The sequence below is a fragment of the Methanobrevibacter sp. genome (genome assembly GCA_022775905.1).
Taxonomy (GTDB): domain Archaea; phylum Methanobacteriota; class Methanobacteria; order Methanobacteriales; family Methanobacteriaceae; genus Methanocatella.
Map to the genome: position 1 here is coordinate 98,578 of JALFJX010000009.1, position 21,898 is coordinate 120,475.

Below are 21,898 nucleotides of genomic sequence, written 5' to 3' on the forward strand. Positions count from 1 at the left end.
GTGATTAAATGACTAAAATTAAAGAAGACCAAAAAGCCCACAGGGAAAAAAGGAAAGAATACACATACAACAAATTAAAAGGATTAGGTCAAGAAATCATTGAAGACATTGAAAAAAATAAAGTTCCTTCCGTTAGAGTCCCATCAAGGGGTACTGGAAACATCGTTTATGATGAAGCTAAAAGATATTACGTATTAGGAGACAGATACGGTAAAAGATCCTTAGGTAATGTAAAACAAATCAGAAAATTAGGTCAAATGGTTTATGTAGCTAATTTCTGTAAAGATTTAGTAGCACGTGAAAAAACAGCAACCATCAGGGAGATGTATTATGTTTCTGAAGGTTGGGGAATTAGTTTTAAAACACAACAAGAATCCAACATTGTTGGAGAAGATTTAGAAGTAACTCTTGGAACCACTCGTGAAGATTTAGGATTAATGCCAGAGGAAGACGGAGCATCAGTATACGGAGATATTACATTATTAGATGATGATGTTGAAATTAATGCTGCAAAAGCAGGTAAATCCGGTTATACAATATCACCAACTATCGATCAAGTAGAATTTTTAGACTGTAATGTTGACAGAGTTATCGCAGTGGAAACCATGGGAATGTTCCACAGGATGGTTCAGGAAAATGCAGACAAAAGATTCAACACATTAATTGTTGGACTTAAAGGACAAGCTGCTCGTGCAACAAGAAGATTCCTCCACAGAGTAAATGATGAAATTGGATTACCTGTTTACATCTGTAACGACGGAGACCCTTGGGGATTCCACATTGCACAAGTAATTATTTCTGGAAGTGCAAAATTAGCTCACGTTAACAATGATTTAGCAACACCTGATGCTAAATTCATGGGAGTAACTGCATCTGACATCATCAACTATGACTTGCCAACTGATAAACTCAAAGATGTTGACGTCATGAGACTCAAAGAGCTTTCCAAAGACCCAAGGTATAAAAATGATTTCTGGCAAACTGAAATCAAAAAGATGCTTAAAATTGGTAAAAAAGCAGAACAGCAATCTTTCTCAAAATATGGGCTTGAGTACGTAGTAGATACTTACTTCCCACAAAAACTTGAAGAATTAGAAAATTAAATCTATTTCTTCATTACTTTTTCTTTTTTTAAAATATTTTTTACAATCATATTTATATATTAAAAAAATCATATACCCTAGTAGGTATGGGTTGTGTTATTTATGAAACAATGTATGGATACTGAAAATTTACATAGAAGACTCAAGAAAATCATAGGGCAGTTAAATGCAATTGATCGTATGATTGAAGAAGACATTCCTTGTGAACAGATATTAATGCAAGTAAATGCATCAAAATCAGCATTACATAAGGTTGGACACATAATTGTTGAAGGCCACTTAGAACACTGTGTAAAAGAAGCTATTGATGCTGGAGATTCATATAAAGCATTAGGCGATATCTCATCAATTTTAGAATATTACTCCAGACTTTAATTTTTTTTAAATTAAATTTATACCCTAAGGGGTATATCTATATATTGGGAGTTGTATAGTATGGATTTGAAATTTAAAAAAGAAGAAAAAACAGAAATCATTTTTATCACAATATCAGCAGTCAGTTTAATTTTAGGATTTACCTTATCAATTAATTATCTTTCATGGATTCCGATAATATTATGCGGAATTCCAATATTTAAAGAATGTTATAAAGGATTAACAACTGAATTTGACATTAAAGCAGATTTACTTGTTTCTATAGCAATTATTGCATCAATTATAATTGGTGAAGTTTATGCAGCAGGTGAAATTGCAACAATCATGGCAATTGGTGGATTTTTAGAAGAATATACTGTATCAAAAGCACAGAGCAGAATTAAAGAACTTGCAAAAATGACCCCAAAAGTTGCAACAATAATAAAAGATAATATTGAAAATACAATTCCTATTGAAGAAGTTAAAATTGGAGATATATTAAAAGTACTTCCGGGGGAAAGCATTCCAAATGATGGAATCATTATTAATGGAGAAACATCCATTAACCAATCCACACTTACAGGAGAATCAATACCTGTAGATAAAACAGTGAATGATGAAGTATATAGTGGAACAATCAATCTTTATGGATCATTTACCATGAGAGTAACAAAAATAAGTAAAGACAGTTCCCTTCAAAAATTAATTAAACTTGTTGAATCCTCAAAGCCTGAAAATGCAAAAATTGTAAAAACAGCAGACAAATGGGCAACAATGATTGTTGTAATAGCATTCACTGCCTCAATATTAACATACTTATTTACATTTGAAATAATCCGATCAGTTACCATATTAGTAGTATTCTGTCCATGCGCATTAGTTCTTGCTACCCCAACAGCACTAATGGCTGCTACAAGTAATCTAACAAAATATGGAATTTTGGTAAAAAATGGAGAATCAATAGAGGAATTAGCTCATGTCGATGAAGTAATATTCGATAAAACAGGAACATTAACTTATGGAACTCCCACTGTAATAAAAGTTACCTCAAAAAATCCAGAAGAAATGATGCAAATTGTAACATCACTTGAATCCAAATCAGAACATCCCCTAGCAAAAGCTATTGTAAAATATTACAATAATAAAGATTTAACAGAGGTTAATGATTTTAAAATACATATAGGTAAGGGAATTACCGGAACAATCAAAGGAGAAAAAGCAATAGTGGGAAATAAAAAATTCTTAGAATCTGAAGGGATTAAAATAAATTCATTAAATGATAATAAAAATGGAGAAATAGAAATTTTTGTTGCAAAAGAAAAAGAGCACATTGGAACAATATCCCTTGCAGATACAATACGCAATAATTCCAAACCAACAATCAGAAATCTTAAAAAACTAAGAATCAAAACAATATTACTCACTGGTGATAATGAAAATACTGCAAAATCCATTGCAAATCAGCTCAAGATAAATAATATTAAATTTAATTGCTTACCAGAAGATAAAATCAAATATATTCAAGATGAACAAATAAGAAACCATAGAGTTGCAATGATTGGAGATGGAATAAACGATGCCCCTTCCTTAAGAAAATCAAATGTTGGAATATCCATGGGAAAAATAGGTAGCGATCTATCTATTGAATCTTCAAATATTACATTAATTAAGGACAATATAGAAAATATCCCTCATTTAATTGAAATATCTAAAAAAACTATAAGAACAATCAATATAAGTATTGGCTTTGCATTGACATTGAATGTGCTTGCAATGGCATTGGCAATTCTTGGAATATTAAATCCGATTGAAGGAGCATTAATTCATAATATCGGTTCAGTAATTGTAATTATTTACTCCTCCATATTGGTCAATTACAAAAGTTCAAAAATAGATTATAAAACCGAACAGTTTGATTTATATAAAACTTTAAATATAACAATGAATAATTATAATTTATAAAACACAAGGTGATTTAATATGCCTGAAAAAGAAATCAAAGTTGTGGGCATGCACTGCCCTTCCTGTGTAAATGCTGTTGAATTATGTTTAAAAGATGTTGACGGAATTGATGATGCTAAAGCAGATTTAGATTCTGGAGTTACCACTTTAACATTATCTGCTGATGTAAGCGATGCAGACATCAACGAAGCTGTTGAAGAAGCAGGATTTAAAGTAGAATAAATCCTCTTTTACTTTTATTTTTTTAACTATAAAATTTAATTAAAATATCAACTATTTTTCCAATATCCTTTCCGACCAACAAATTATGTTTCAAGTTATCAAAAACAATTAAGTCGGAATTTTTGATGTTGCTACTTAATTCTGTTTGTTCACTCAACAATGACAAATCATCATATTTTCCTGCCAAGATCAATGTTTTAATATCAATAGCATCCAACATACATTCAACATTGAAATTTAAGATAGCATCAATTGCTTTTTTAACTGCATCAACATTTAAAACAACCCTTACATTATTTCTAAGCAATCCAAGATTATGTTCATGCCTTTTAATAACATCAGGACATAGAGTAAACGGAAGAATTGTATCAAAGAATTCTTCAGGACTATTTGAAATAGCTCTCTTAAATTTATTTAATTCATTTTCAAGATGGTTGCTGCAATAGGAGAAACTAGACATCATAACCAATTATGAAACCTTTGAAGGATACTTTATTGCAAAGTTAAGTGCAATGGCACCGCCCAAAGAAAGTCCTACCAGATTCACATTATCAATATTTAACTCATCTAAAAGACAATTCAAATCTTCAGTATATGAATCAACAGTTATTTCATCACCCCATAATTTAGAATCCCCATGGCCCCTTAAATCAAACCGTAGTATTTTATATTTATTTTTAAGAGGATTTGCTAAAACTTCCCAATAATTTAAGTTATCAGAAAGCCCATGAATAAATACAATAGTTTCACCTTCACCTTCAACAAGATAATTTATAGCAGGTTTAACCAAAACAATCACCGAAATTAAAATTCAATAAGTATATTTCTATTTAACGTAAATTTAAAATTAATCATCAAATTTTAAATAAGTTAAAAAACAAAATTTAATCATATAATATTTTTTTAAATTTATTATAAAATAAAAAGGGATAAAAAATGAAAACTGTTGCAATTAATGGTTATGGAACCATCGGTAAAAGAGTGGCTGATGCTGTAGCTGCTCAAGATGATATGAAAGTAATTGGTGTAAGTAAAACTAGACCAAACTACGAAGCAAGAACTGCAGTTGAAGAAAAAGGATACCCATTATACATTGGAATCCCAGAAAGAGAACAAATGTTCAAAGATGCTGGAATCGAAATAGCTGGTACTGTTGAAGACATGATTCAAGAAGCAGATGTTGTCGTTGACTGTACTCCCGGAACTATCGGACCACAAAATCTTGAAATGTATAAAAAAGCAGGTGTTAAAGCAATTTACCAAGGTGGAGAAGACCACGATTTAACAGGTCTTTCATTTAATGCTATTTCTAATTACGATGACTCATACGGTGCAGATTACACTAGAGTAGTATCCTGTAACACTACCGGATTAACCCGTACATTATCCACAATTGACCCGATTGCAGACATCAAGAAAGTTAGAGCAGTAATGGTAAGAAGAGGATCAGATCCCTCTGAAATTAAAAAAGGTCCAATCAACGCAATTGTACCAAACCCTCCAAAAGTACCTTCCCACCACGGTCCTGACGTAAAAACTGTTATGAAAGGCATTGATGTGACAACCATTGCATTACTCGTACCTACTACATTAATGCACCAACACAACATTATGGTGGAAATCAATAACGAAGTAGAAACCGAAGAAATCATTAAAGCTTTAGAAAAACGTTCCAGAGTTCTTGTTGTTTCTGCAGAAGAAGGCTTAGGTTCCACTGCTGAATTAATGGAATATGCTAAAGAACTTGGAAGAAACAGAAACGATTTATATGAAATCCCAGTTTGGAGAGAATCCATCAATATTGTAGGAAATGAATTATTCTACATGCAAGCTGTTCACCAAGAATCTGACGTTGTTCCAGAAAATGTTGATGCAATTCGTGCACTTTTAGAAATGGAAAGTGACAACGAAAAATCCATCGCAAAAACTAACAAAGCTATGGGGATATTCTAAATTCCCCTTTTTTACTATTTTTTTAAACGATTTAAATGAAACATAAAGTACTTTTTGGACCTGCAGGAAGTCCAGTTGATTATAAAGGTGCTGCATACAAAGCTCCAAAATACATCTCCGAGGAAAGTCTTGACTCCTATGAATATCAATCCCCCTACGGAGTGAGAATTGGAGAATCCTCAGCAAATACCTTAAAAGAAGAATCTAAAAAGCACGACATTTTAATTTCAATGCATGCTCCATATTATATTAATTTATGTGCAAAAGAAGAGTCAAAACTTGATAAAAGTATTGGGCATTTAATATCTGCTGCACGTGCTGGTGAATGGATGGGAGCATATAGATTAGTATTCCACCCAGGAGCTTATTTGAATAGAAAACCTGAAAAAGCTATGGAAATATCAAAAAATACTGTTAACAGATTATTTGAAGAGCTTGAAGCTGAAGGAATCAAAGAGTTCACTTTTGCACCTGAAACAACCGGTAAAAGAACACAACTTGGAAATGTCAGAGAAGTTGTTGAATTATGTGCTACTTTTGATCACTTTGAACCTACAATTGATTTTGCACATGTTCATGCAAGAGGAAGAGGTTTTTTGAATAAAAAAGAAGATTACAATTGTATATTTTCAACAATCGAAGACCAATTAGATATTGATATGTTGCATTGCCATTTTACAACAATTGAATATGGTAACGGTGGAGAAGTTAAACATCATACTTTAGATGAAAATGATGAATATGGGCCGCAAATTGAAGATTTGCTTTCAAATTTGATTGACAATGGATGGAATGCAAACATCATCTGTGAAACTCCACTTAGAGATATTGATTCACTTAAAATGAAAAAGATATATGAAAATATGATTTAATAATCTTTTACAGAATCTATTAAATCATCCATATCCTTAAAAAGGTTATTTATCTCAATAGAATCATCTTTATTGGAACTTAGATGAATAACCAATTCATCAATCAAATCATTCATCTTATCAATGAATGTTCTTAATATTTTTAGTTTATTGTCAATTTCACGTTCAACAAATTCTTTACTACCATCATTTACTTCAATCATCTTCTTTGTAACTTCCATCTGACTAATAAACAGTTTATTGGAATTGTTAATAGAAGATAAAAACTTGGTATATGTCATATGAGTCGGATCAAAGAGTTTTCCAACTAATTCTTTTGCTCTTTTTTGTTTAATATCATACTCCTGTTCAATATCAAACAGCATATCATCATATTTTGACGGAATTGCTTCAACAGGTTGTTCAACACGGAAAACTTCCCTTCCACACTGTGTGCAAAAGTGCTGGCCAAATTCTAGTTTAGCACCACAGTAAATACAAAAATGATTATGGTCATCATTAATTGTCATACAGTTATTATTTTAACATAAGTTTTTTATAAATACTATGATTTTCTCAATTTTAAAATAACCAATTCTGAATCGGTTCCCCATCTCATTGGAGTATCCATTGAACCTACACCAGTTGTAACATGAAGATATTTTCCAAGATTATTTTTAAATAAACCCATATTATATTCAAATAGCTTATTTGAAAACCAAACTACAGGATAAAATTGTCCACCATGAGTATGGCCTGAAAACTGTATATCAAAGCCCAATTTGGAAAAATTATCCCAATAATATGGAACATGATAATTGATAATATTGACCAAATTATGATTTATTGAACTTTCATCAAGTTGGAGCACTCCTATCACCAAAACTAAAAGTTAAACCAAAGATACTTAAATCCCCAAATTCTTTTCTTTCATTGTCCAAAACAATAATTCCTGCATTTTTACAAGTAGTTATAACACTATCAATTCCAGGATAAAAATCATGATTTTCTGGTGTGAATATAATCGGCATGTTAACATCTTTTAATGCCAGAAAGTCATCTTTTTCAACAACAGAAGAGCCATCAGCAAAATCACCAGAAATAATTGCTAATTCACAAGTGTTTTCCAAGTCTTTTAACTTATTAGCTAAAGATTGAATAAGTTTTTTGTGACGTACAGATCCAAAATGAACATCAGACAAATGCACAATGTCAATATCCCTTTCAATATTATCCAATTTTAAAGTTTTCTCATTGATAACTAATTTATGAGCATTATAGAAATTGTATATGGCCAAAATAGGCACAATCAATATCAAACCTAAAATAATTTCAAAAGGCAGTTTAACAAACATTCCAAGAGTATAAATAACCACAATATCTATTAATAACATTAGAGATGTCCACATCCAAACACCATCAATTGTTGTTAAGAATCTTCTAACAACAGTAGATTTTTTTGATTCAAAAAACATTGGAATAAAATGCAATAATCCAATCACAACTGCAAGAATAATCAAATATACATCACTAACTCCACCAAAAAGCATTAATAAATATTTTAGTAAAAAGAACTGAAATATCATATAAAATGGAGTAATAAATAGTATCCTTCTTGTTCTAAAACTCATAAATTTAACACCAATAATCTATTATACCCCATCAAATATTTAAACAATTAAAACAAATGTTAGAAATGTAAAAAATATCGGAGGCGAGTGGATATGAAAAATGATAACAAAAAAGCAGAAATCAAAACAACTAATCAAAAGCAACAACTACAAAAAACTGAAGATAAAGAATGTGCTGAATGTGTCATTTTAAAACCTGTTGGTTATCCATTTGAATTTGCATTGATGGATGAACATATCGAAATTACCAACAAAGAATTATTCGAAGAATATGCTCGTGAACAATGGTTAGGATTAGTTGTAAAAGAAAAATCACATTTATTCGATCAAAAAATTATTCCAGATTACGGTTTTGAAGTGATTAAAGCAAAACCTGATAACTCAATAATCTCTGAAACAACAAGAATCAAACTTATTGCCGATGAATTGGAAAATAAAAAGGATAAAAAACCATTTAAATCCAATATACTTATTTCAGATATTGTTGGTCAAGTTAATGCAAAAAACAAGCTTAAAGTTATAAGAAAATATTTGGAGAATCCTGAAAAGTTTGGACCATGGGCTCCTAAGAACATATTGTTTTACGGACTTCCAGGTACTGGTAAAACTATGCTTGTTAAAGCACTTGCCAATGAACTTGAAGTTCCATTGCATTTAATAAAAGCAACATCATTAATTGGAGATCATGTTGGAGATGGTGCATCTAAAATCCATGATTTATTCAAAAAAGCTAGTGAAAATTCACCATCAATAATTTTCATAGACGAAATTGATGCAGTTGCACTCCACAGATCATTCCAGTCACTGAGAGGAGATGTTTCAGAAATCGTAAACTCCCTTTTAACAGAAATGGATGGAATCAGCGAGAATGAATATGTCATAACCATTGGTGCTACCAATAATCCAAGCAGTTTAGATTATGCTATCAGAAGTAGATTTGAAGAAGAAATTGAATTCAAATTACCTAATGATGAAGAAAGATTAGCAATTCTAAAAAATAATCTCAAAACAATGCCATTAGATTATGAACTTAATTTAGAAAAAATTGTTAAACTTACAAAAGGATTATCCGGAAGGGACATAAAAGAAAAAATATTAAAAACAGCACTGCACAATGCAATAGCTAATGATTCTGATTTAATAACAATGAAAAACATTAATTATTCATTCGAATCAACAAAAATCAAAAATAAAGATATTAAAGGAATGTTTGAATAACCAAACATTCAAATTTAATCAAAAATATATTCACAAGCTGCAAGAACTTCTTCATTGTCTTCCTTAGCGGCTTTCTTAACTTTTTTAGAAATATCATAAAATATTTTATTAACAATAGAATTTGTTAAATTATCTAAAATTTTAGCACTGTCATCTACATCAGACAACTTACCAATAGCTTTTTGTACTTCACGTTGTCTTATATCCTCCATAGAGGTTCTTAAATTACCAAGTAACTCATCAACATCCATCATTTTGAAGGATTCTTTAAGTAAAATGAACTCTTCATTTATGATATTTTCAGCTTCACCAAATTCCTTTTTTCTAAGACGAGTATTTTCATCAGCAATTTCCCTTAAGTCATCAATGTTGAATGCTTTAACCCCTAATTCTAAAACATCATCAGAGATATCACGAGGATTTGCAATATCCACCATCATAACATCTTCATAATCCATATCAATTCCTAAAAGACGTTCTTTATTAATAATTGCATGAGGAGCACTAGTAGCACTAATAACCAAATCAGCAGCAGCTAAGTATTTTTCCAAATCATTAAATAAAATAGCTTCCCCACCAAGGTCTTTTGCAAGCTCAACAGCAACGTAAAAAGTACGATTTGCAACAAAAATAGCATTCAAATCTTTTTCAGCAAGTGCTTTAGCAACCAATTTACCCATTTTTCCAGCACCAATTACCAAAACAGACTTGTCATCCAAAGAACCAATATATTTTTCAGCCAAATCAATAGCTGCAGAACCAATAGAAACAGAACCCTTATTAATATTGGTTTTATTTCTAACAACCTGACCAACATGAATAGATTTAGTAAAAATTAAATCAAGAACCTTACCACAATGATGATTTTTCATTGCATTATGTTTTGCATCCTTAACTTGACCTAAAATCTGGTCTTCACCAACAATCATTGATTCCAAACCAGAAGTCATACGTAACAAATGCATAACTGCAGACTGACCATAATCAATTACAATGCTTCTATTCTCATGAGACAATAATTCTTCATCCTCAGGAATATTGTTATTATGAAGATAATATTCTTTCCTGTTGCATGTACTAATCTCAATATATTCACCTATTGAATATTTTTCTTGTAATTTAGTAAATAATTCATCAATATCCTTTGAAATAACTTCCATTGATTGAATATCTGCTAATTTATGATCAACTCTTAAATTTAGTATCAATCTAATCCCCTTATTAAATTATCAATGTACTCTTTAGCTCCATCAATATTCCCATCTTTAATCAAAACATTAATATTTTCATCTTCAAAAATTTCATAAAGATACTTTCTTCTCACTTTCTGGTCTTTAACACTTTTTTTCAAAATGCTTCGAGCATAATCCTGAAGCTCAATTTCCATAATATCTTCTTCAGTGATTATTGATTGTATCTTTTTTCTAAGTTGGCGAGCCATTAATGGACTTTTACCACCTGTAAAAATAGAAATTTCAATTTCACCAATATTAAAACTTGTAGGGACAATTATATCCCCATCTTGTGGAAAATCTGCCCTATTAATAAGTTTGTCATCGGCAATTCCACAGACATAATTAGATAAATCCCTATCTCCACTGGCAATGACAACCAAATCAGACCATTTGACCAATTCATCAACATCATCAACAGAACATAAAATCGCTCCCTTAGATATCAAATCATGAGATATATCACTTCCAGCCAATTTGACATTAGCCCCATGGTCTAAAAATTTATTTGCACGTCTGGTTGCAACTTCACCAGTGCCTAAAATAAAAACATTTAAATCAAATGTTTTTAAGTAAAGAGAAGTCCAATCCATTTTAATCAGAATTCTCAAGAGATCTTGCATGTAAAACTTTTACAGCTGCTCTCAAATCATCATTGCATTCAGTTAAAACATTCATAGCTTCAAGTTTTGTTACATTGAATGTTTCAGCCAATGCCTCAGCTTTTTCATCAGGAGCGGGTTTTTTAACACCAACCAATCTTTCAGATAATTCTTTTTTCAAGTCCAAATATTCATCATGACTCATTCCCATACTTTTTAAAGTCATGTCTCTTAATGGGCAAGGCTTAGATGGTTTACAACACCATACAAGTGAACCGAAACAGGTCCCTGCTCCTTCACCTAACCTTGTCTCTTTAGCAAACTGAGTTTTAATATCAACATACTCTCTAGGAGTTAAATTAACTTCCTGTAATGCGTTTAAAACTGGGCACGGTTTTACTGGAGGACAACAAAAAGCAAGCCCCCTAACATCTCCACCCCTACAAATATGAGATGGTGCATCTTCCCAAGTCATAATAAACCTCCAAAAAATTCATTCATCATTGTAAATTATCATTAAAAATAATTATAAAATAATAATATAATTTATTTTAACAATGAATATATAATCTTTTTTATAATAGAATAGTATTTTTAACAATGAATAAATTTTTAATATTATAACTACCAAACTAACTATAGATTTTTATGAAGGAAATAGTAACAATCGAAGATATAACCATCACATTAGAAAGAAAAAATATCAAAAATATGTATCTTCGAGTCATACCTCCAAAAGGAAATGTAAAAGTTTCAGTTCCATTATTTTTACCTGATGAAGAATTAGCTAAATTCATTAAATCACGAAAAGATTGGATTTTGAAAAAACAGAAATATATTTTAGATAACAACATCAATGCTCCTTTAAAATTCACAACAGGTGAGAAACATTACTTATGGGGCAATGAATACACATTACAACTAATTAAAAACAATGTAAAACACGTTTTAGTTGATGAAGAAAAATCAATGATGTATTTACCAGTGCCGCCAAGAAGTTCAATAGCTACAAGAGAGAAAATATTAGTGGATTTTTATAGAAAAGAACTGAAAAAGGCAATTCCAGAAGTTTTAGATAAATGTAGTGCAATCGTTGGGGAAAAACCATCAGAAATTAAAGTAAGAAAAATGAAAAATTGGGGAAATTGCAGACAGGACAGGAGAATAACTTTAAATATAAATCTAGCAAAGAAAGCACCAAAATGCTTAGAATATGTGATGATACATGAATTATGCCATCTAATAGAATTTAACCATGGAAAAAAATTTAAAAAATTAATGGACACATTTTGTCCAGATTGGAAAAAAATAAAAAAAGAATTGAATGAATAAGAAGAATTATCTATTTTCTTTAAGCATATCTTCTTTTTCATCTGCAGTTAATTTATCAACTATTTCTTCAGGAGTACCAATATCCAAGAGTTTACCTCCCCTCATTAAAGCAGCCCTGTCACAAACATCTAAAACAAAGTCCATATCGTGAGAAATGATAACAAATGTTTGTTCTAATTCAGTACGTGCTTTTAAAATGGAATCAGTTACAATAACACGAGTAATTGGATCCATAGTACCTGTTGGTTCATCTAACACAATTAAATTAGGTTCTTTAATTAAAACTTGAGCTAAAGCAACCCTATGTTTTTCCCCTACACTTAATTGATCAGGATATTTATCAAGAATATTTACAGCAACATCATCTGCAAATCCAACAGTAGTCAATGCATGAATTGCTTTGATTTTACCGAATTCAGCAGGTAAATTTAAACTAATTGCATCAGTTAAATTACCGAGAACTGTTCTGTGAGGATATAATGAATATTCTTGGTGCAATAAACCAATGTACGGCATGATACGTCCACGGTTGAGAGGTCCGACTTTAGTCATGTCAATCCATTCATCACCAAGTTTAATTTGAACATTACCACCACTTGGTTCAGTTAAACCCATCAACATTTTAGTTGTTGTAGTTTTTCCAGAACCACTTAAACCTACAATGCCGAAAATTTCTTCTTTATTAATAGTTAAGTCCACACCATCAACTGCTTTAACAACACCACGTTCAATGGAGTAGTAATGTTTTTTAACACCTTCAAGAATAACTTCAGGTTCTCCGAATTCAGGAACTTCCGGTTTTTCTGGAATAGGGATTGTTGATACAAATTCATCAACAATTTTTTGAGGTTCACCAGACTCTTTAATTTGACCATTTTCTAACCAAATTACAGTGTCTGCCAATTCAACCATTACTTCAGGCCAGTGAGAAGTAATTAACATGGTGATTCCTTCATCTTTAACACCTTCTTTCAGAGTATTGTGAAGTTTAATTGCAGTTTGAGGATCTAAAGTACCGGTTGGTTCATCAGCTAAAAACATCATTGGTTCTTTAGCCAATTGTCTTGCAAGAACAACTCTCTGTTTTTCCCCACCACTCAAATCACGAGCAATATGTGTAATCCTATGGTTCATTTGAACCATTTCTAATAAATCTAAAGCTTCATAGATTTTTTCATCATACTCTTTACCATCAGGCATTGCCCTCATTACATTTTCAATTACACTTTCTTCATCATATAATGCAAAGTTACGTTGCAACATGATAGAAATTCTTCTTTTAATACTTGCGAATAATTTTCTCTCAGCATTAAAGAAATCAACTTCTTTTGCTTCCAAAGTTGCTCCACAACTACATTTTTCACCAGCATGAGATGGAGAATCTACAGCTAAACAGTCTGGACATACAGCCACATTAACCAATACTTGGCCCTCATCAGGATGATACTCCTTGGTACCTCTAAGCATGTTAATTAAAACAGATTTTCCACTCCCACTACGTCCAAGAATACCTAAAGTTTCTCCTTCAGTAATCTTTAAATTAATATCTTTAAGAACATCAACACCATCAAAAGTTTTTGTAATATTTTTAAGTGTTATAAAATCCATGAAATCACCTTATTTAGAATAATGTATATTTAAAACTATTAATAATATTTTCTAATAACAATCGTTTAATAACAATTGTTTTAAAATTAAAAATTAGTAATATCGAACTCCAACTTACCAGAAATAACTGAGCGAGCTATTGAAAAACCATCAACACCAGTCTCAATCATTTTTTTAACATTACTTTCAGAGTTCACAGAATTATTTCCAATGACTTTAATATCAACATCATCCGAAATTTTACGTAAAAGTTCCCAATCTGCCTCAAAAACACCTTTTTTCATTGCATCAATATGTAAATAATCTGCACCAGAATCTTCAATCAAATGAGCTATCTTTAAAGAATCAGTACCTTCAACATTAGCTCTCATTTTAACTGAAACTTCACTATCAACATTATCAGCAATTTGAGAGATGAAATTTTGTAAATCATCTCTTTTTAACATTTCTTGTCCACAACCAATAGATACAATCTCATTTTGGCGACAATGACAATTAATTTCTACAATATCAAGATTACTAATATTTCCAACATCAATAATCGGTTGTGGATTTATTGCGCGAACATTTGCTGAAACTTTTACATTTTTATGAGTTTTTTTAATTAAATCAACTTCATTTGCAATATGATTAAAAATCATATCCAAAGGAAAGTCAAATTCCTTCCTTCCACGTTGAATAATTTTTTTGCTTGCTTCAATAGTAGGAGAGTCTAAACTGTATCCTCCCAAAGTAGCTACATTAAATCCATAAGGAATAACCCCATTTAGAAAATCAGCATTAGTTATTCCCGCCATTGGGGCAACTACTTTAAGCATACAAAATCCTCAGTCTTCTTTTTCAACAACCCAAGTCCACATTTCATTATTATGTGCACGGATTTCCTCTAAACCAATATCTGCCATGTAAGCAGCATCTTCAGCATTTTTAGCTCTTCCAATACCTGCTTTGAGTTTGATACCAATTTCTTCATCAATTTCAATCATTAAATCTTCGATATCTTTTTCAGTTAATCCATTACATGGAGCCATGAAGTTGTCTCCACCAATGAAGAATAATAATGCCCCTCTTTTGATTAATTTAGTCATTAAGTAATGTTGAGCTTTATTAACACTAAAACTTGTATCAAAAGCAGATTCAATATCAGTGAAAGTTTCTGTTACACTGTTAATATCAATGTGAGCTGCTTGAACAAAGCTATCTTCTTCACTAACTAAACTATCAATAGCTAAGATTTCTTTTCTTTCTCCTGATTGAGCACTACCTGCTTTTTGAAGAGCAATAGTTGCTAATTTTTGAGCTTCATGCGGAGTATCAGCAGCACCTACACCCATACTTACTGTGATAGGATATTTATTTCTAATAGATCTTTGAATTCTTAAATGATCTTCTTCGTTAATACCATTTGAAATTGCGAGTAAGTTATCAAATCTAGTGAAGAAAACTAAACCTTTTTTAGATCCAAAATAACTGTTTAAATCAGCGAATAATCTCGCTTGAAGAATTTGTAAGTCTGATTCAGTTCTTGGTCTTGGAGTTACAGTCCAAGGTCCGTAATTGTCAATTTGTATTAATGTCATTTGTATCATTGAATACCCTCCTCCCTATATATCTAAGGAATACTGTCAATAATCATTTGCGCCAAATTTTTTTTAGCATCTAAATTATTCATTATTGTATTTGTAACTATTACCTTATTAATTATTTGATTTATTTCAGCTTTTTTAACATTATCTTGAATATCAATTACAATTGTATCTAAAAAATCTTCATACAATGATGCAACACCAACAGAGGAAACATCAATATTCAATGCTTTCATGAATTTGCTTGCAGGCCCTGAGACAGAATCAGAACCAATAATTGGTGATACTGCAATAACATAAGTATCTTTTAATGCTTCACGAACACCCTCTAGAGACAATATTGGTGAAATTGAAGTAATTGGATTTGACGGTCCGATAATTACTGCATCTGAATCTTTAATTGCATCAACAATACCATCAGTTGGTGAAACCTCAGAAAATTTAAGGTCGATAACATCAGGTTCAGATTGATGTTTGATTAAAAAATCATGGAACTCCAATTCTCCAATATCAGTAATTATTTTGATTTCAGAATCTTCTTCACTCATTGGAATAATTTTTGATTGAAGACCCATATTTTCTGCCTGGATTTCACATGCTTTGCTAAGACCATACTTTTCCATCAATTGTGTCTTTTGTATTTTAGTTGCACGATCAATATCTCCAATCCTAAGTAATTCAGGACATCCTAATTCTTCAAGACGTTCATGAGTTATGAAAGTGTCATTCTTAACACCATACCAAAATTCATCATTAATCATATCTGCCATAGTATATAATACAGTGTCAATATCTGCAGATACATAAACACCAGAAAAATAATCATTTTCCAATGTATTAACAATGATTGTCAAATCACTAGGATCAACAACTTCTTTTAAACCCTGTAATAATTTTGGAGTACCAGTTCCACCAGATAAAACAGTAATCATAAAAACCACTTAATTTCTAAATACATCAAATTCTTTTGGCATAAGTACAGATTTAATATTTGAATCTACATCTCTTAAAGTATCAAAAGCATTGAAACCACGAATAACAACAACAGGAAGTCCCTCATCAGCCTGACCCATTATAAGTGATGCAGCTGAAGCCAATTCGTCACAAGTTGCAATTTCAGTTGTTTCAAGTTCTCTACCATATAAATCTTTTTCACCGACTCTTTTCCATATTGGTGAAATACCAGAACATCCGATTGCAGTACCTACTGCTCCAAATCTAAATGCTCTTCCTTGGGTATCAGTAATAATAACAGCAATCTCTTCGCCAAATTCATCTTCTAAATATTCACGAATTTCTGAAGCAGATTTATCTGCATCTTTTGGCATCGGTGTTACTAAACCATCGCCCACATTAGATTCATCAATACCAGCATTAGCACAAACAAAACCATGAACAGTTTCAGTAATAATGAATTTTGGACCTACTGCAACAATTTCATTTGATTGTTGAATAATAGATTCAACCAATTCAGGTTCCTTTTGAGATTTTTCAGCAAGTTCAATAGCTTGTTTTGATGGAGTTAAGTCATCTAACTTTATAAAATTCTCTTCAGCTTTTGAAATTAATGTTTCTGCAATCAATATAATATCCCCATGGCAAAGATTGCATCCTTGTTTTTCAATAGCTTCCTTAATAATTTTTGAAATATCACTATTACCATCAATAATAGGAATATTTTCTAAACCAAATAATTCAATACTCATAATAATCATCTAAAAAAAGTTTAAAAAAAAAGAATTATGGATTATAGACGTCAATAGTCCATTCTCCATCAAAAATCGCAGCAGAAGAAGTTACTGGCTTTTCATAATTTACAAAAGTACCTTCATCGAAAATAAATTTAGCCGCACCATCAGCAGTTGTTGCATCGAAATCAACTTCATCAGGAACTTGACTACCATATGTTGAAATGAATGCTGCTTTTCCATATGGGACTCTTTCAACTAAAATTTTGCCGTCATTAACAATACCAATATAACATTCATACTCTTCTTCATCAGTGCTAGCTGTAACAACAGCAGCAATTCTTGGAGTATTGTAACTGTCTTTTTCATAGTCCATGGCAAGTAATGAAAATGCCATTGCATCCCTTAAATTCATTCCTAAAGCTATTTTATCTGCAATAACATCAGTTTGAGATCCATTAGATACAATTGCAATATCATCAACAATACGAATACAATTGTAAGTAATATATGGATTTTCAAAAATATCTTTTTCAAATCCTTCTTTTGGCACAATAGATGCACGTTTTTCAAATTTAAGACATTGTCTATTTGGAAATGACCTGCTTGAAACCCTATATGCAATAAAAGGTTTACCATCACAGTTCATTCCAGTTGATAAAATTCTACCAGTATACATTTTTTATTCCTCAATTAAGTTCTGGGCGTTGAACAGCCTTATCAGGTGAGACATCCGGCGGAGTTGTAATAACAATTTCTCCAGGTTTAATTGTGATTTGACCGTTGTCAATCACATTAGCTTGAACTCCAACTGCACTATTCAGAATCGTATCTGACCTATCCACACCATTCACTGTAACCTTATGTAAATTAGCTACAGGCATTACATAGTATTCAGCATCCCCTGAGACAGAAGTGACATTAGGTTTTCCACTTCCACCATCATCAGCAACATCTGCATCGTCCGTTTGAATATCGGCTGAAAAATTACTTGTTACAACTAAAAAAATCATTATTGTGAATAAAATATCAATAAACGGGACTAAATTGATACTTGGCTTGCTGTCTGAAATCTTTTTTTTATGTCTTCCAACATCAATTGCCATCTAATCACCTATTGTTTTAGTTTACTTTCAGTAATTTCAGCATTAACATTACATTTTTCCAAAATAATATTAGAAATACTCTTATCTAACATACTTGGTTTAAAAGAAACTTTAATATTTGCGTATGGATCAGAAATTAATCTGGTGTTAACGACACCTTCAGCTTCTTGTAACGCTTCAAGTGCACATTCAACATTTGAATCAACCCTAACTTTAACTACAGCATAACCCCAATTAGTCATTTTTGTAGCAAGTTCAATTTTATCCATTTCTATTTCAATAAGTCCTTGAATATAAGTATGAAGAGGCAATAACACAATTGCAACTAAAAGTCCCATAATAGTTGTAGTCAATGCAACATAAATACCTTCCGCCATTGCAGCAGAATCCGGATTAACACCTAATGATTTGAATGTTAACCAGATACCAATAACAGTACCTATCAATCCTAAAAATGGAGCCAATTCAGTAAGGGTTTTAATTGTACCTAACCCTTTAGTCATTTTTCCAACTTCAACAATGAAGATTTGTTCCATACTTTCTTCAACTTCAGTTTTATTTTTATAACCAATTTTTAAAGTTTCAGAAATAATTCTGGAAATAGGATTTTTAAAACCATTAATCTGTTTTAATGCTTCTACAGCTCCTCCCCTTTCCATAGATGCAGTTACAACCCCAAAAATTTCAGTTGTATCCACTTTACTAATTTTTTTAAGATATGCAATCTTTCTCAATGCAATAATAAGACCATAAATACCAACAAAGAGAATTATGTAAGTAATAATTCCACCATGAGTAAAAATATCCATCACTCCATCAATGAAAGGCATAATACTCTCAATAATCATTTTCATCCTCTATAAAATATTAAATTGAAAATTTGCTATAAGAATACTTTATTAATTCATATACTTAAATATTGTTTAAAAAAAGCGCCAAATTACTTCATTTTTGCAACAGTAGCCCATGATTTTCTAACAAAATCAGGCATTTCATCATAAGTGAAATTTGTTAAAAATTTTTTTGTATTTGGGTCTGAAGGATAACCTGAACCAATTCCACCAGATTTAATATATTCTTTATTAAGCTCTTTAATATAATCATCCCTTTCTGCTTTAGCAATGATTGATGCTGCACTAACTTCAATATACGTATCATCAGCTTTATGTTCAGCTACAACATTGCAACCTGTATCTTTGCGCAAATTCTCTTGAAAACGCTCAGCTTTAACATCAACTGCATCAACAATAGCTTTTTCAGGTTTTAATTTTAAAATAATGCTTTCCATAGCATTTTTTTCTATTTCATTAAGATTAACACCACTTGCTCTTAACTCATCAATTTCACGAGCAGAAATAACAACAATTTCATATTCGAACATTTTTCTTAATTTTCTAGACAAAATAGTGCGTCTATTAGGAGTGAGTCTTTTAGAATCCTTAACACCCATTCTTTCTAAAACTTTATCCATTTTTTCAGGTACAATAACACCTGCAATAACCATCGGGCCTAAAACAGATCCTCTACCCGCTTCATCAATTCCTAAAATATCCATAAAAATCAGTTAAAAAAAAAGTAAAAAAAGAAATAAATAAAAATATTTATTTCATAGCTCTAAGACGAACTTCAGGTTCTAATGCAAGAGGTTCAGCAGCAACAATAGCAGTACCTTTTGCTACAACAGTCATAGGATCATCAGAAACTTCAATAGGAATGGAAATTTCATCAAAAATTCTTTCTTTCAAACCACGAAGTCTTGAAGTTCCACCTACTGCAACAGAATTATTGTAAACACCCATCATTAATTCCGGAGATAATCTTTCTAAGATTACATTCAATCCAGCAACAATTTGTTGCATGTAAGGTTCAACTGCTTCTGCAACAAGCATTGAATCAATGATAACTTTTTTAGGTCTGTTAGTCTCTAAGGATTTACCAATTATTTCAACGCTGAGGTTTTCTAATTGTTCGGAACAATGAACCATACCAACTTCTATTTTAGCAGATTCTGCATCATGAATACCAATAGCTACATCGTATTTTTCAGCTACGAGTTCAACAATTTTGTTATCAATGTCATCTCCACCACATCTAACAGTTTCAATATCATTAATACCACCAAGAGAGATGATAACAATATCAGTTGATCCAGCACCAATATCAACAACCATAGTTCCATTAGGTTCAGCAATAGGCAATCCCGCACCGATAGCTGCAGCTAATCCTTCACTAATAACTAAAATATTTTGAGCTCCTGCTTTTCTACCAATTTCTTCAGCAGCATTCTTTTCCACTTCAGAAGCATCACCAGGAATACCTATAACAATTCTTCCAACACTTTCTCCTTCATTAATACCAATTTGCATTGCTTTAATTAATAATGCTTGAGCTTGAACAACATTTTCAATTACACCTTTTTTCAAAGGTCTTACAGCAAGAATATCTTCAGGAGTTCTACCGAGCATTTTTTTAGCTTCTTCTCCAACAGCTAAAACTTCTGTAGGGTCATCTTTTTTAACAGCGACAACAGATGGAATTTGGTATAAGTCAAATTTATCACCTGAAGGTTTTGCAATTACAGTGTTTAATGTTCCTAAATCAATACCTAAACTATTGCTAATAACTTTGGCTTCACTAATTTGTGGTTCTTCTTCTTTTCCAAAAATATTCATGATTAATCCTCCGTTACAATATCTTTAAAATCGATAACGAAAATTCTGTTAGATGTAGCTATACTTTGAACTTTTTTAATTTCTTCTTTCTTATCGACAGAAATCAAAATTGTTGATAAAACAACTTCATTCGCATTATAAAATGGTTTCAATGCAGATTTAATAAAATTGGGTAATTTTACTTCATTACTTAAATCAACATCAATGAATCCAGTAGTCTGAGAATCCTGTAAAATTGCAAAGGATATTCTTGATTTTTCAATTACAGACACTGTCTTTTTAATAACATTATCTGGAGCTACAAGTACCATTAAATTAGGCTCTTCAACAAGATACTTACGTAATATTCTTACATAAGCACCACCATATTGTTTTGCAAGTTTTTTGAATTCATCAATAACGATAGAACTTCCATAAAGCATGATAAAATCAAACTTCTTATCCAGTTTACCATCCTTCAACATTACATGTTCCCTGAATAATATTTTAACACGATGATTGGAAGCAATAGCCTTATAAGCTATTTTATCCACCAAATCTGCATTTCCTGCAATAACACACCAATTTTTTTCAATTTTATAGTCGCTATTGGAAGAAACCCTTGCAGCCTGTCTAAGAACACGTATATTATCTTCTATCATTTAACTACTCACTAAATATTAATTTAAATTCAATTTACATAAATAAACATCATCTTTATTAAAAAATATTAAATTTAATTAAATCAATTACAAATCCAACATTTTAAATTAAAGAATGTATAAGCTATTTATTAAAG

27 protein-coding genes are annotated in these 21,898 nt (G+C 31.2%); 8 read left to right on the forward strand and 19 right to left on the reverse strand.

The genetic code is table 11. The features are described 5' to 3' along the window. Window positions 1-8: 8 nt before the first annotated feature. From MR875_02555 to MR875_02570, 4 genes are all read left to right on the forward strand, one after another. The gene (locus tag MR875_02555) at window positions 9-1,103 is read left to right on the forward strand and encodes a DNA topoisomerase IV subunit A (GenBank protein MCI6993730.1); all 1,095 of its coding nucleotides are present in this window, start codon (window positions 9-11) and stop codon (window positions 1,101-1,103) included. Between the two features lie 102 nt (window positions 1,104-1,205). Continuing rightward, window positions 1,206-1,478, forward strand: a complete 273-nt coding sequence (locus MR875_02560; GenBank protein MCI6993731.1) for a metal-sensing transcriptional repressor — start codon at window positions 1,206-1,208, stop codon at window positions 1,476-1,478. A gap of 60 nt (window positions 1,479-1,538) precedes the next feature. Continuing rightward, window positions 1,539-3,419 carry a cadmium-translocating P-type ATPase gene (gene cadA, locus MR875_02565; GenBank protein ID MCI6993732.1) on the forward strand — a complete coding sequence of 627 codons (1,881 nt, stop codon included), beginning with the start codon at window positions 1,539-1,541 and terminating at the stop codon, window positions 3,417-3,419. Between the two features lie 18 nt (window positions 3,420-3,437). Further along, complete coding sequence (locus tag MR875_02570; GenBank protein MCI6993733.1) at window positions 3,438-3,641, forward strand: heavy-metal-associated domain-containing protein; 204 nt, start codon at window positions 3,438-3,440, stop codon at window positions 3,639-3,641. A gap of 22 nt (window positions 3,642-3,663) precedes the next feature. Here the strand turns inward: MR875_02570 and MR875_02575 are convergent, their stop codons facing one another. After that, window positions 3,664-4,110 carry a hypothetical protein gene (locus MR875_02575; GenBank protein MCI6993734.1) on the reverse strand — a complete coding sequence of 149 codons (447 nt, stop codon included), beginning with the start codon at window positions 4,108-4,110 and terminating at the stop codon, window positions 3,664-3,666. Then, a complete protein-coding gene (locus tag MR875_02580; protein MCI6993735.1) occupies window positions 4,111-4,431 on the reverse strand; it encodes an alpha/beta hydrolase in 321 nt (106 codons plus the stop codon). It lies immediately after the preceding gene. A 146-nt stretch (window positions 4,432-4,577) separates the two neighbouring features. On the opposite strand from MR875_02580, the gene MR875_02585 reads away from it, so the two are divergent. Continuing rightward, on the forward strand, window positions 4,578-5,594 hold the full coding sequence (locus MR875_02585; protein MCI6993736.1) for a phosphorylating glyceraldehyde-3-phosphate dehydrogenase: 1,017 nt from the start codon (window positions 4,578-4,580) through the stop codon (window positions 5,592-5,594). A 35-nt stretch (window positions 5,595-5,629) separates the two neighbouring features. Continuing rightward, the gene (locus MR875_02590) at window positions 5,630-6,466 is read left to right on the forward strand and encodes a TIM barrel protein (protein ID MCI6993737.1); all 837 of its coding nucleotides are present in this window, start codon (window positions 5,630-5,632) and stop codon (window positions 6,464-6,466) included. Here the strand turns inward: MR875_02590 and MR875_02595 are convergent. The 3 genes from MR875_02595 to MR875_02605 are packed head-to-tail and all read right to left on the reverse strand — an operon-like array spanning window position 6,463 to window position 8,076. Then, complete coding sequence (locus tag MR875_02595) at window positions 6,463-6,975, reverse strand: zinc ribbon domain-containing protein (protein MCI6993738.1); 513 nt, start codon at window positions 6,973-6,975, stop codon at window positions 6,463-6,465. The genes MR875_02590 and MR875_02595 overlap by 4 nt on opposite strands. Before the next feature lie 35 nt (window positions 6,976-7,010). Further along, window positions 7,011-7,316 carry a hypothetical protein gene (locus MR875_02600; GenBank protein ID MCI6993739.1) on the reverse strand — a complete coding sequence of 102 codons (306 nt, stop codon included), beginning with the start codon at window positions 7,314-7,316 and terminating at the stop codon, window positions 7,011-7,013. After that, complete coding sequence (locus MR875_02605; GenBank protein MCI6993740.1) at window positions 7,303-8,076, reverse strand: metallophosphoesterase; 774 nt, start codon at window positions 8,074-8,076, stop codon at window positions 7,303-7,305. Before MR875_02605 ends, MR875_02600 begins: the two co-directional genes overlap by 14 nt. Before the next feature lie 93 nt (window positions 8,077-8,169). Between MR875_02605 and MR875_02610 the strand changes: the two genes are divergently transcribed. After that, window positions 8,170-9,294 (forward strand): AAA family ATPase, encoded by a 1,125-nt coding sequence (locus tag MR875_02610; protein MCI6993741.1) that lies wholly within the window; start codon window positions 8,170-8,172, stop codon window positions 9,292-9,294. 14 nt (window positions 9,295-9,308) lie between these two features. On the opposite strand, the gene hemA is transcribed toward MR875_02610, so the two are convergent. Genes hemA through MR875_02625 form a run of 3 tightly spaced genes read right to left on the reverse strand, consistent with a single transcriptional unit; the run spans window position 9,309 to window position 11,603 of the window. After that, window positions 9,309-10,502: a glutamyl-tRNA reductase gene (hemA, locus tag MR875_02615; protein ID MCI6993742.1), complete on the reverse strand. Its 1,194-nt coding sequence runs from the start codon at window positions 10,500-10,502 to the stop codon at window positions 9,309-9,311. Further along, window positions 10,499-11,119 (reverse strand): bifunctional precorrin-2 dehydrogenase/sirohydrochlorin ferrochelatase, encoded by a 621-nt coding sequence (locus MR875_02620; GenBank protein ID MCI6993743.1) that lies wholly within the window; start codon window positions 11,117-11,119, stop codon window positions 10,499-10,501. The genes hemA and MR875_02620 overlap by 4 nt, the downstream gene beginning before the upstream one ends. A 1-nt stretch (window position 11,120) precedes the next feature. Further along, window positions 11,121-11,603: a methanogenesis marker 9 domain-containing protein gene (locus MR875_02625; protein MCI6993744.1), complete on the reverse strand. Its 483-nt coding sequence runs from the start codon at window positions 11,601-11,603 to the stop codon at window positions 11,121-11,123. A 173-nt stretch (window positions 11,604-11,776) separates the two neighbouring features. Here MR875_02625 and MR875_02630 point away from each other — a divergent pair, with 173 nt between their 5' ends. Beyond that, complete coding sequence (locus tag MR875_02630; GenBank protein ID MCI6993745.1) at window positions 11,777-12,460, forward strand: M48 family metallopeptidase; 684 nt, start codon at window positions 11,777-11,779, stop codon at window positions 12,458-12,460. Between the two features lie 6 nt (window positions 12,461-12,466). Here MR875_02630 and atwA read toward each other — a convergent pair whose 3' ends face one another. From atwA to MR875_02685, 11 genes are all read right to left on the reverse strand, one after another. Beyond that, window positions 12,467-14,068, reverse strand: coding sequence for a methyl coenzyme M reductase system, component A2 (atwA, locus tag MR875_02635; GenBank protein MCI6993746.1), 1,602 nt, complete (start codon window positions 14,066-14,068; stop codon window positions 12,467-12,469). 86 nt (window positions 14,069-14,154) lie between these two features. Then, the gene (locus MR875_02640) at window positions 14,155-14,886 is read right to left on the reverse strand and encodes a tRNA-dihydrouridine synthase (GenBank protein ID MCI6993747.1); all 732 of its coding nucleotides are present in this window, start codon (window positions 14,884-14,886) and stop codon (window positions 14,155-14,157) included. A gap of 9 nt (window positions 14,887-14,895) precedes the next feature. Then, a complete protein-coding gene (locus MR875_02645) occupies window positions 14,896-15,657 on the reverse strand; it encodes a GTP cyclohydrolase IIa (GenBank protein MCI6993748.1) in 762 nt (253 codons plus the stop codon). A 23-nt stretch (window positions 15,658-15,680) separates the two neighbouring features. Continuing rightward, window positions 15,681-16,586, reverse strand: coding sequence for a 2-phospho-L-lactate transferase (gene cofD / locus MR875_02650; GenBank protein ID MCI6993749.1), 906 nt, complete (start codon window positions 16,584-16,586; stop codon window positions 15,681-15,683). A gap of 9 nt (window positions 16,587-16,595) precedes the next feature. Further along, a complete protein-coding gene (locus tag MR875_02655) occupies window positions 16,596-17,369 on the reverse strand; it encodes a coenzyme F420-0:L-glutamate ligase (GenBank protein ID MCI6993750.1) in 774 nt (257 codons plus the stop codon). A gap of 25 nt (window positions 17,370-17,394) precedes the next feature. Next, complete coding sequence (locus tag MR875_02660) at window positions 17,395-18,021, reverse strand: IMP cyclohydrolase (protein ID MCI6993751.1); 627 nt, start codon at window positions 18,019-18,021, stop codon at window positions 17,395-17,397. 10 nt (window positions 18,022-18,031) lie between these two features. Further along, on the reverse strand, window positions 18,032-18,448 hold the full coding sequence (locus tag MR875_02665; protein MCI6993752.1) for a biopolymer transporter ExbD: 417 nt from the start codon (window positions 18,446-18,448) through the stop codon (window positions 18,032-18,034). An 8-nt stretch (window positions 18,449-18,456) separates the two neighbouring features. Then, the gene (locus tag MR875_02670; protein MCI6993753.1) at window positions 18,457-19,296 is read right to left on the reverse strand and encodes a MotA/TolQ/ExbB proton channel family protein; all 840 of its coding nucleotides are present in this window, start codon (window positions 19,294-19,296) and stop codon (window positions 18,457-18,459) included. Between the two features lie 92 nt (window positions 19,297-19,388). Then, entirely contained in the window at window positions 19,389-20,003 is a 615-nt protein-coding gene (rnhB, locus tag MR875_02675) for a ribonuclease HII (protein ID MCI6993754.1), read from the reverse strand. A 46-nt stretch (window positions 20,004-20,049) separates the two neighbouring features. After that, window positions 20,050-21,120 carry a rod shape-determining protein gene (locus MR875_02680; protein MCI6993755.1) on the reverse strand — a complete coding sequence of 357 codons (1,071 nt, stop codon included), beginning with the start codon at window positions 21,118-21,120 and terminating at the stop codon, window positions 20,050-20,052. Between the two features lie 2 nt (window positions 21,121-21,122). Continuing rightward, window positions 21,123-21,761 (reverse strand): hypothetical protein, encoded by a 639-nt coding sequence (locus MR875_02685; protein MCI6993756.1) that lies wholly within the window; start codon window positions 21,759-21,761, stop codon window positions 21,123-21,125. Window positions 21,762-21,898: the final 137 nt, after the last annotated feature.

Coding starts and splice junctions, on each gene's coding strand:
- MR875_02625 (MCI6993744.1), bottom strand. CDS start 11,603: ATGACTTGGGAAGATGCACCATCTCATATTTGTAGGGGTGGAGATGTT.
- MR875_02640 (MCI6993747.1), bottom strand. CDS start 14,886: ATGCTTAAAGTAGTTGCCCCAATGGCGGGAATAACTAATGCTGATTTT.
- MR875_02560 (MCI6993731.1), top strand. CDS start 1,206: ATGAAACAATGTATGGATACTGAAAATTTACATAGAAGACTCAAGAAA.
- MR875_02585 (MCI6993736.1), top strand. CDS start 4,578: ATGAAAACTGTTGCAATTAATGGTTATGGAACCATCGGTAAAAGAGTG.
- MR875_02645 (MCI6993748.1), bottom strand. CDS start 15,657: ATGATACAAATGACATTAATACAAATTGACAATTACGGACCTTGGACT.
- MR875_02670 (MCI6993753.1), bottom strand. CDS start 19,296: ATGATTATTGAGAGTATTATGCCTTTCATTGATGGAGTGATGGATATT.
- MR875_02595 (MCI6993738.1), bottom strand. CDS start 6,975: ATGACAATTAATGATGACCATAATCATTTTTGTATTTACTGTGGTGCT.
- MR875_02660 (MCI6993751.1), bottom strand. CDS start 18,021: ATGTATACTGGTAGAATTTTATCAACTGGAATGAACTGTGATGGTAAA.
- MR875_02555 (MCI6993730.1), top strand. CDS start 9: ATGACTAAAATTAAAGAAGACCAAAAAGCCCACAGGGAAAAAAGGAAA.
- MR875_02685 (MCI6993756.1), bottom strand. CDS start 21,761: ATGATAGAAGATAATATACGTGTTCTTAGACAGGCTGCAAGGGTTTCT.
- cofD (MCI6993749.1), bottom strand. CDS start 16,586: ATGATTACTGTTTTATCTGGTGGAACTGGTACTCCAAAATTATTACAG.
- cadA (MCI6993732.1), top strand. CDS start 1,539: ATGGATTTGAAATTTAAAAAAGAAGAAAAAACAGAAATCATTTTTATC.
- MR875_02655 (MCI6993750.1), bottom strand. CDS start 17,369: ATGATTATTATGAGTATTGAATTATTTGGTTTAGAAAATATTCCTATT.
- MR875_02620 (MCI6993743.1), bottom strand. CDS start 11,119: ATGGATTGGACTTCTCTTTACTTAAAAACATTTGATTTAAATGTTTTT.
- MR875_02590 (MCI6993737.1), top strand. CDS start 5,630: ATGAAACATAAAGTACTTTTTGGACCTGCAGGAAGTCCAGTTGATTAT.
- atwA (MCI6993746.1), bottom strand. CDS start 14,068: ATGGATTTTATAACACTTAAAAATATTACAAAAACTTTTGATGGTGTT.
- MR875_02680 (MCI6993755.1), bottom strand. CDS start 21,120: ATGAATATTTTTGGAAAAGAAGAAGAACCACAAATTAGTGAAGCCAAA.
- MR875_02570 (MCI6993733.1), top strand. CDS start 3,438: ATGCCTGAAAAAGAAATCAAAGTTGTGGGCATGCACTGCCCTTCCTGT.
- MR875_02610 (MCI6993741.1), top strand. CDS start 8,170: ATGAAAAATGATAACAAAAAAGCAGAAATCAAAACAACTAATCAAAAG.
- rnhB (MCI6993754.1), bottom strand. CDS start 20,003: ATGGATATTTTAGGAATTGATGAAGCGGGTAGAGGATCTGTTTTAGGC.
- MR875_02605 (MCI6993740.1), bottom strand. CDS start 8,076: ATGAGTTTTAGAACAAGAAGGATACTATTTATTACTCCATTTTATATG.
- MR875_02665 (MCI6993752.1), bottom strand. CDS start 18,448: ATGGCAATTGATGTTGGAAGACATAAAAAAAAGATTTCAGACAGCAAG.
- MR875_02630 (MCI6993745.1), top strand. CDS start 11,777: ATGAAGGAAATAGTAACAATCGAAGATATAACCATCACATTAGAAAGA.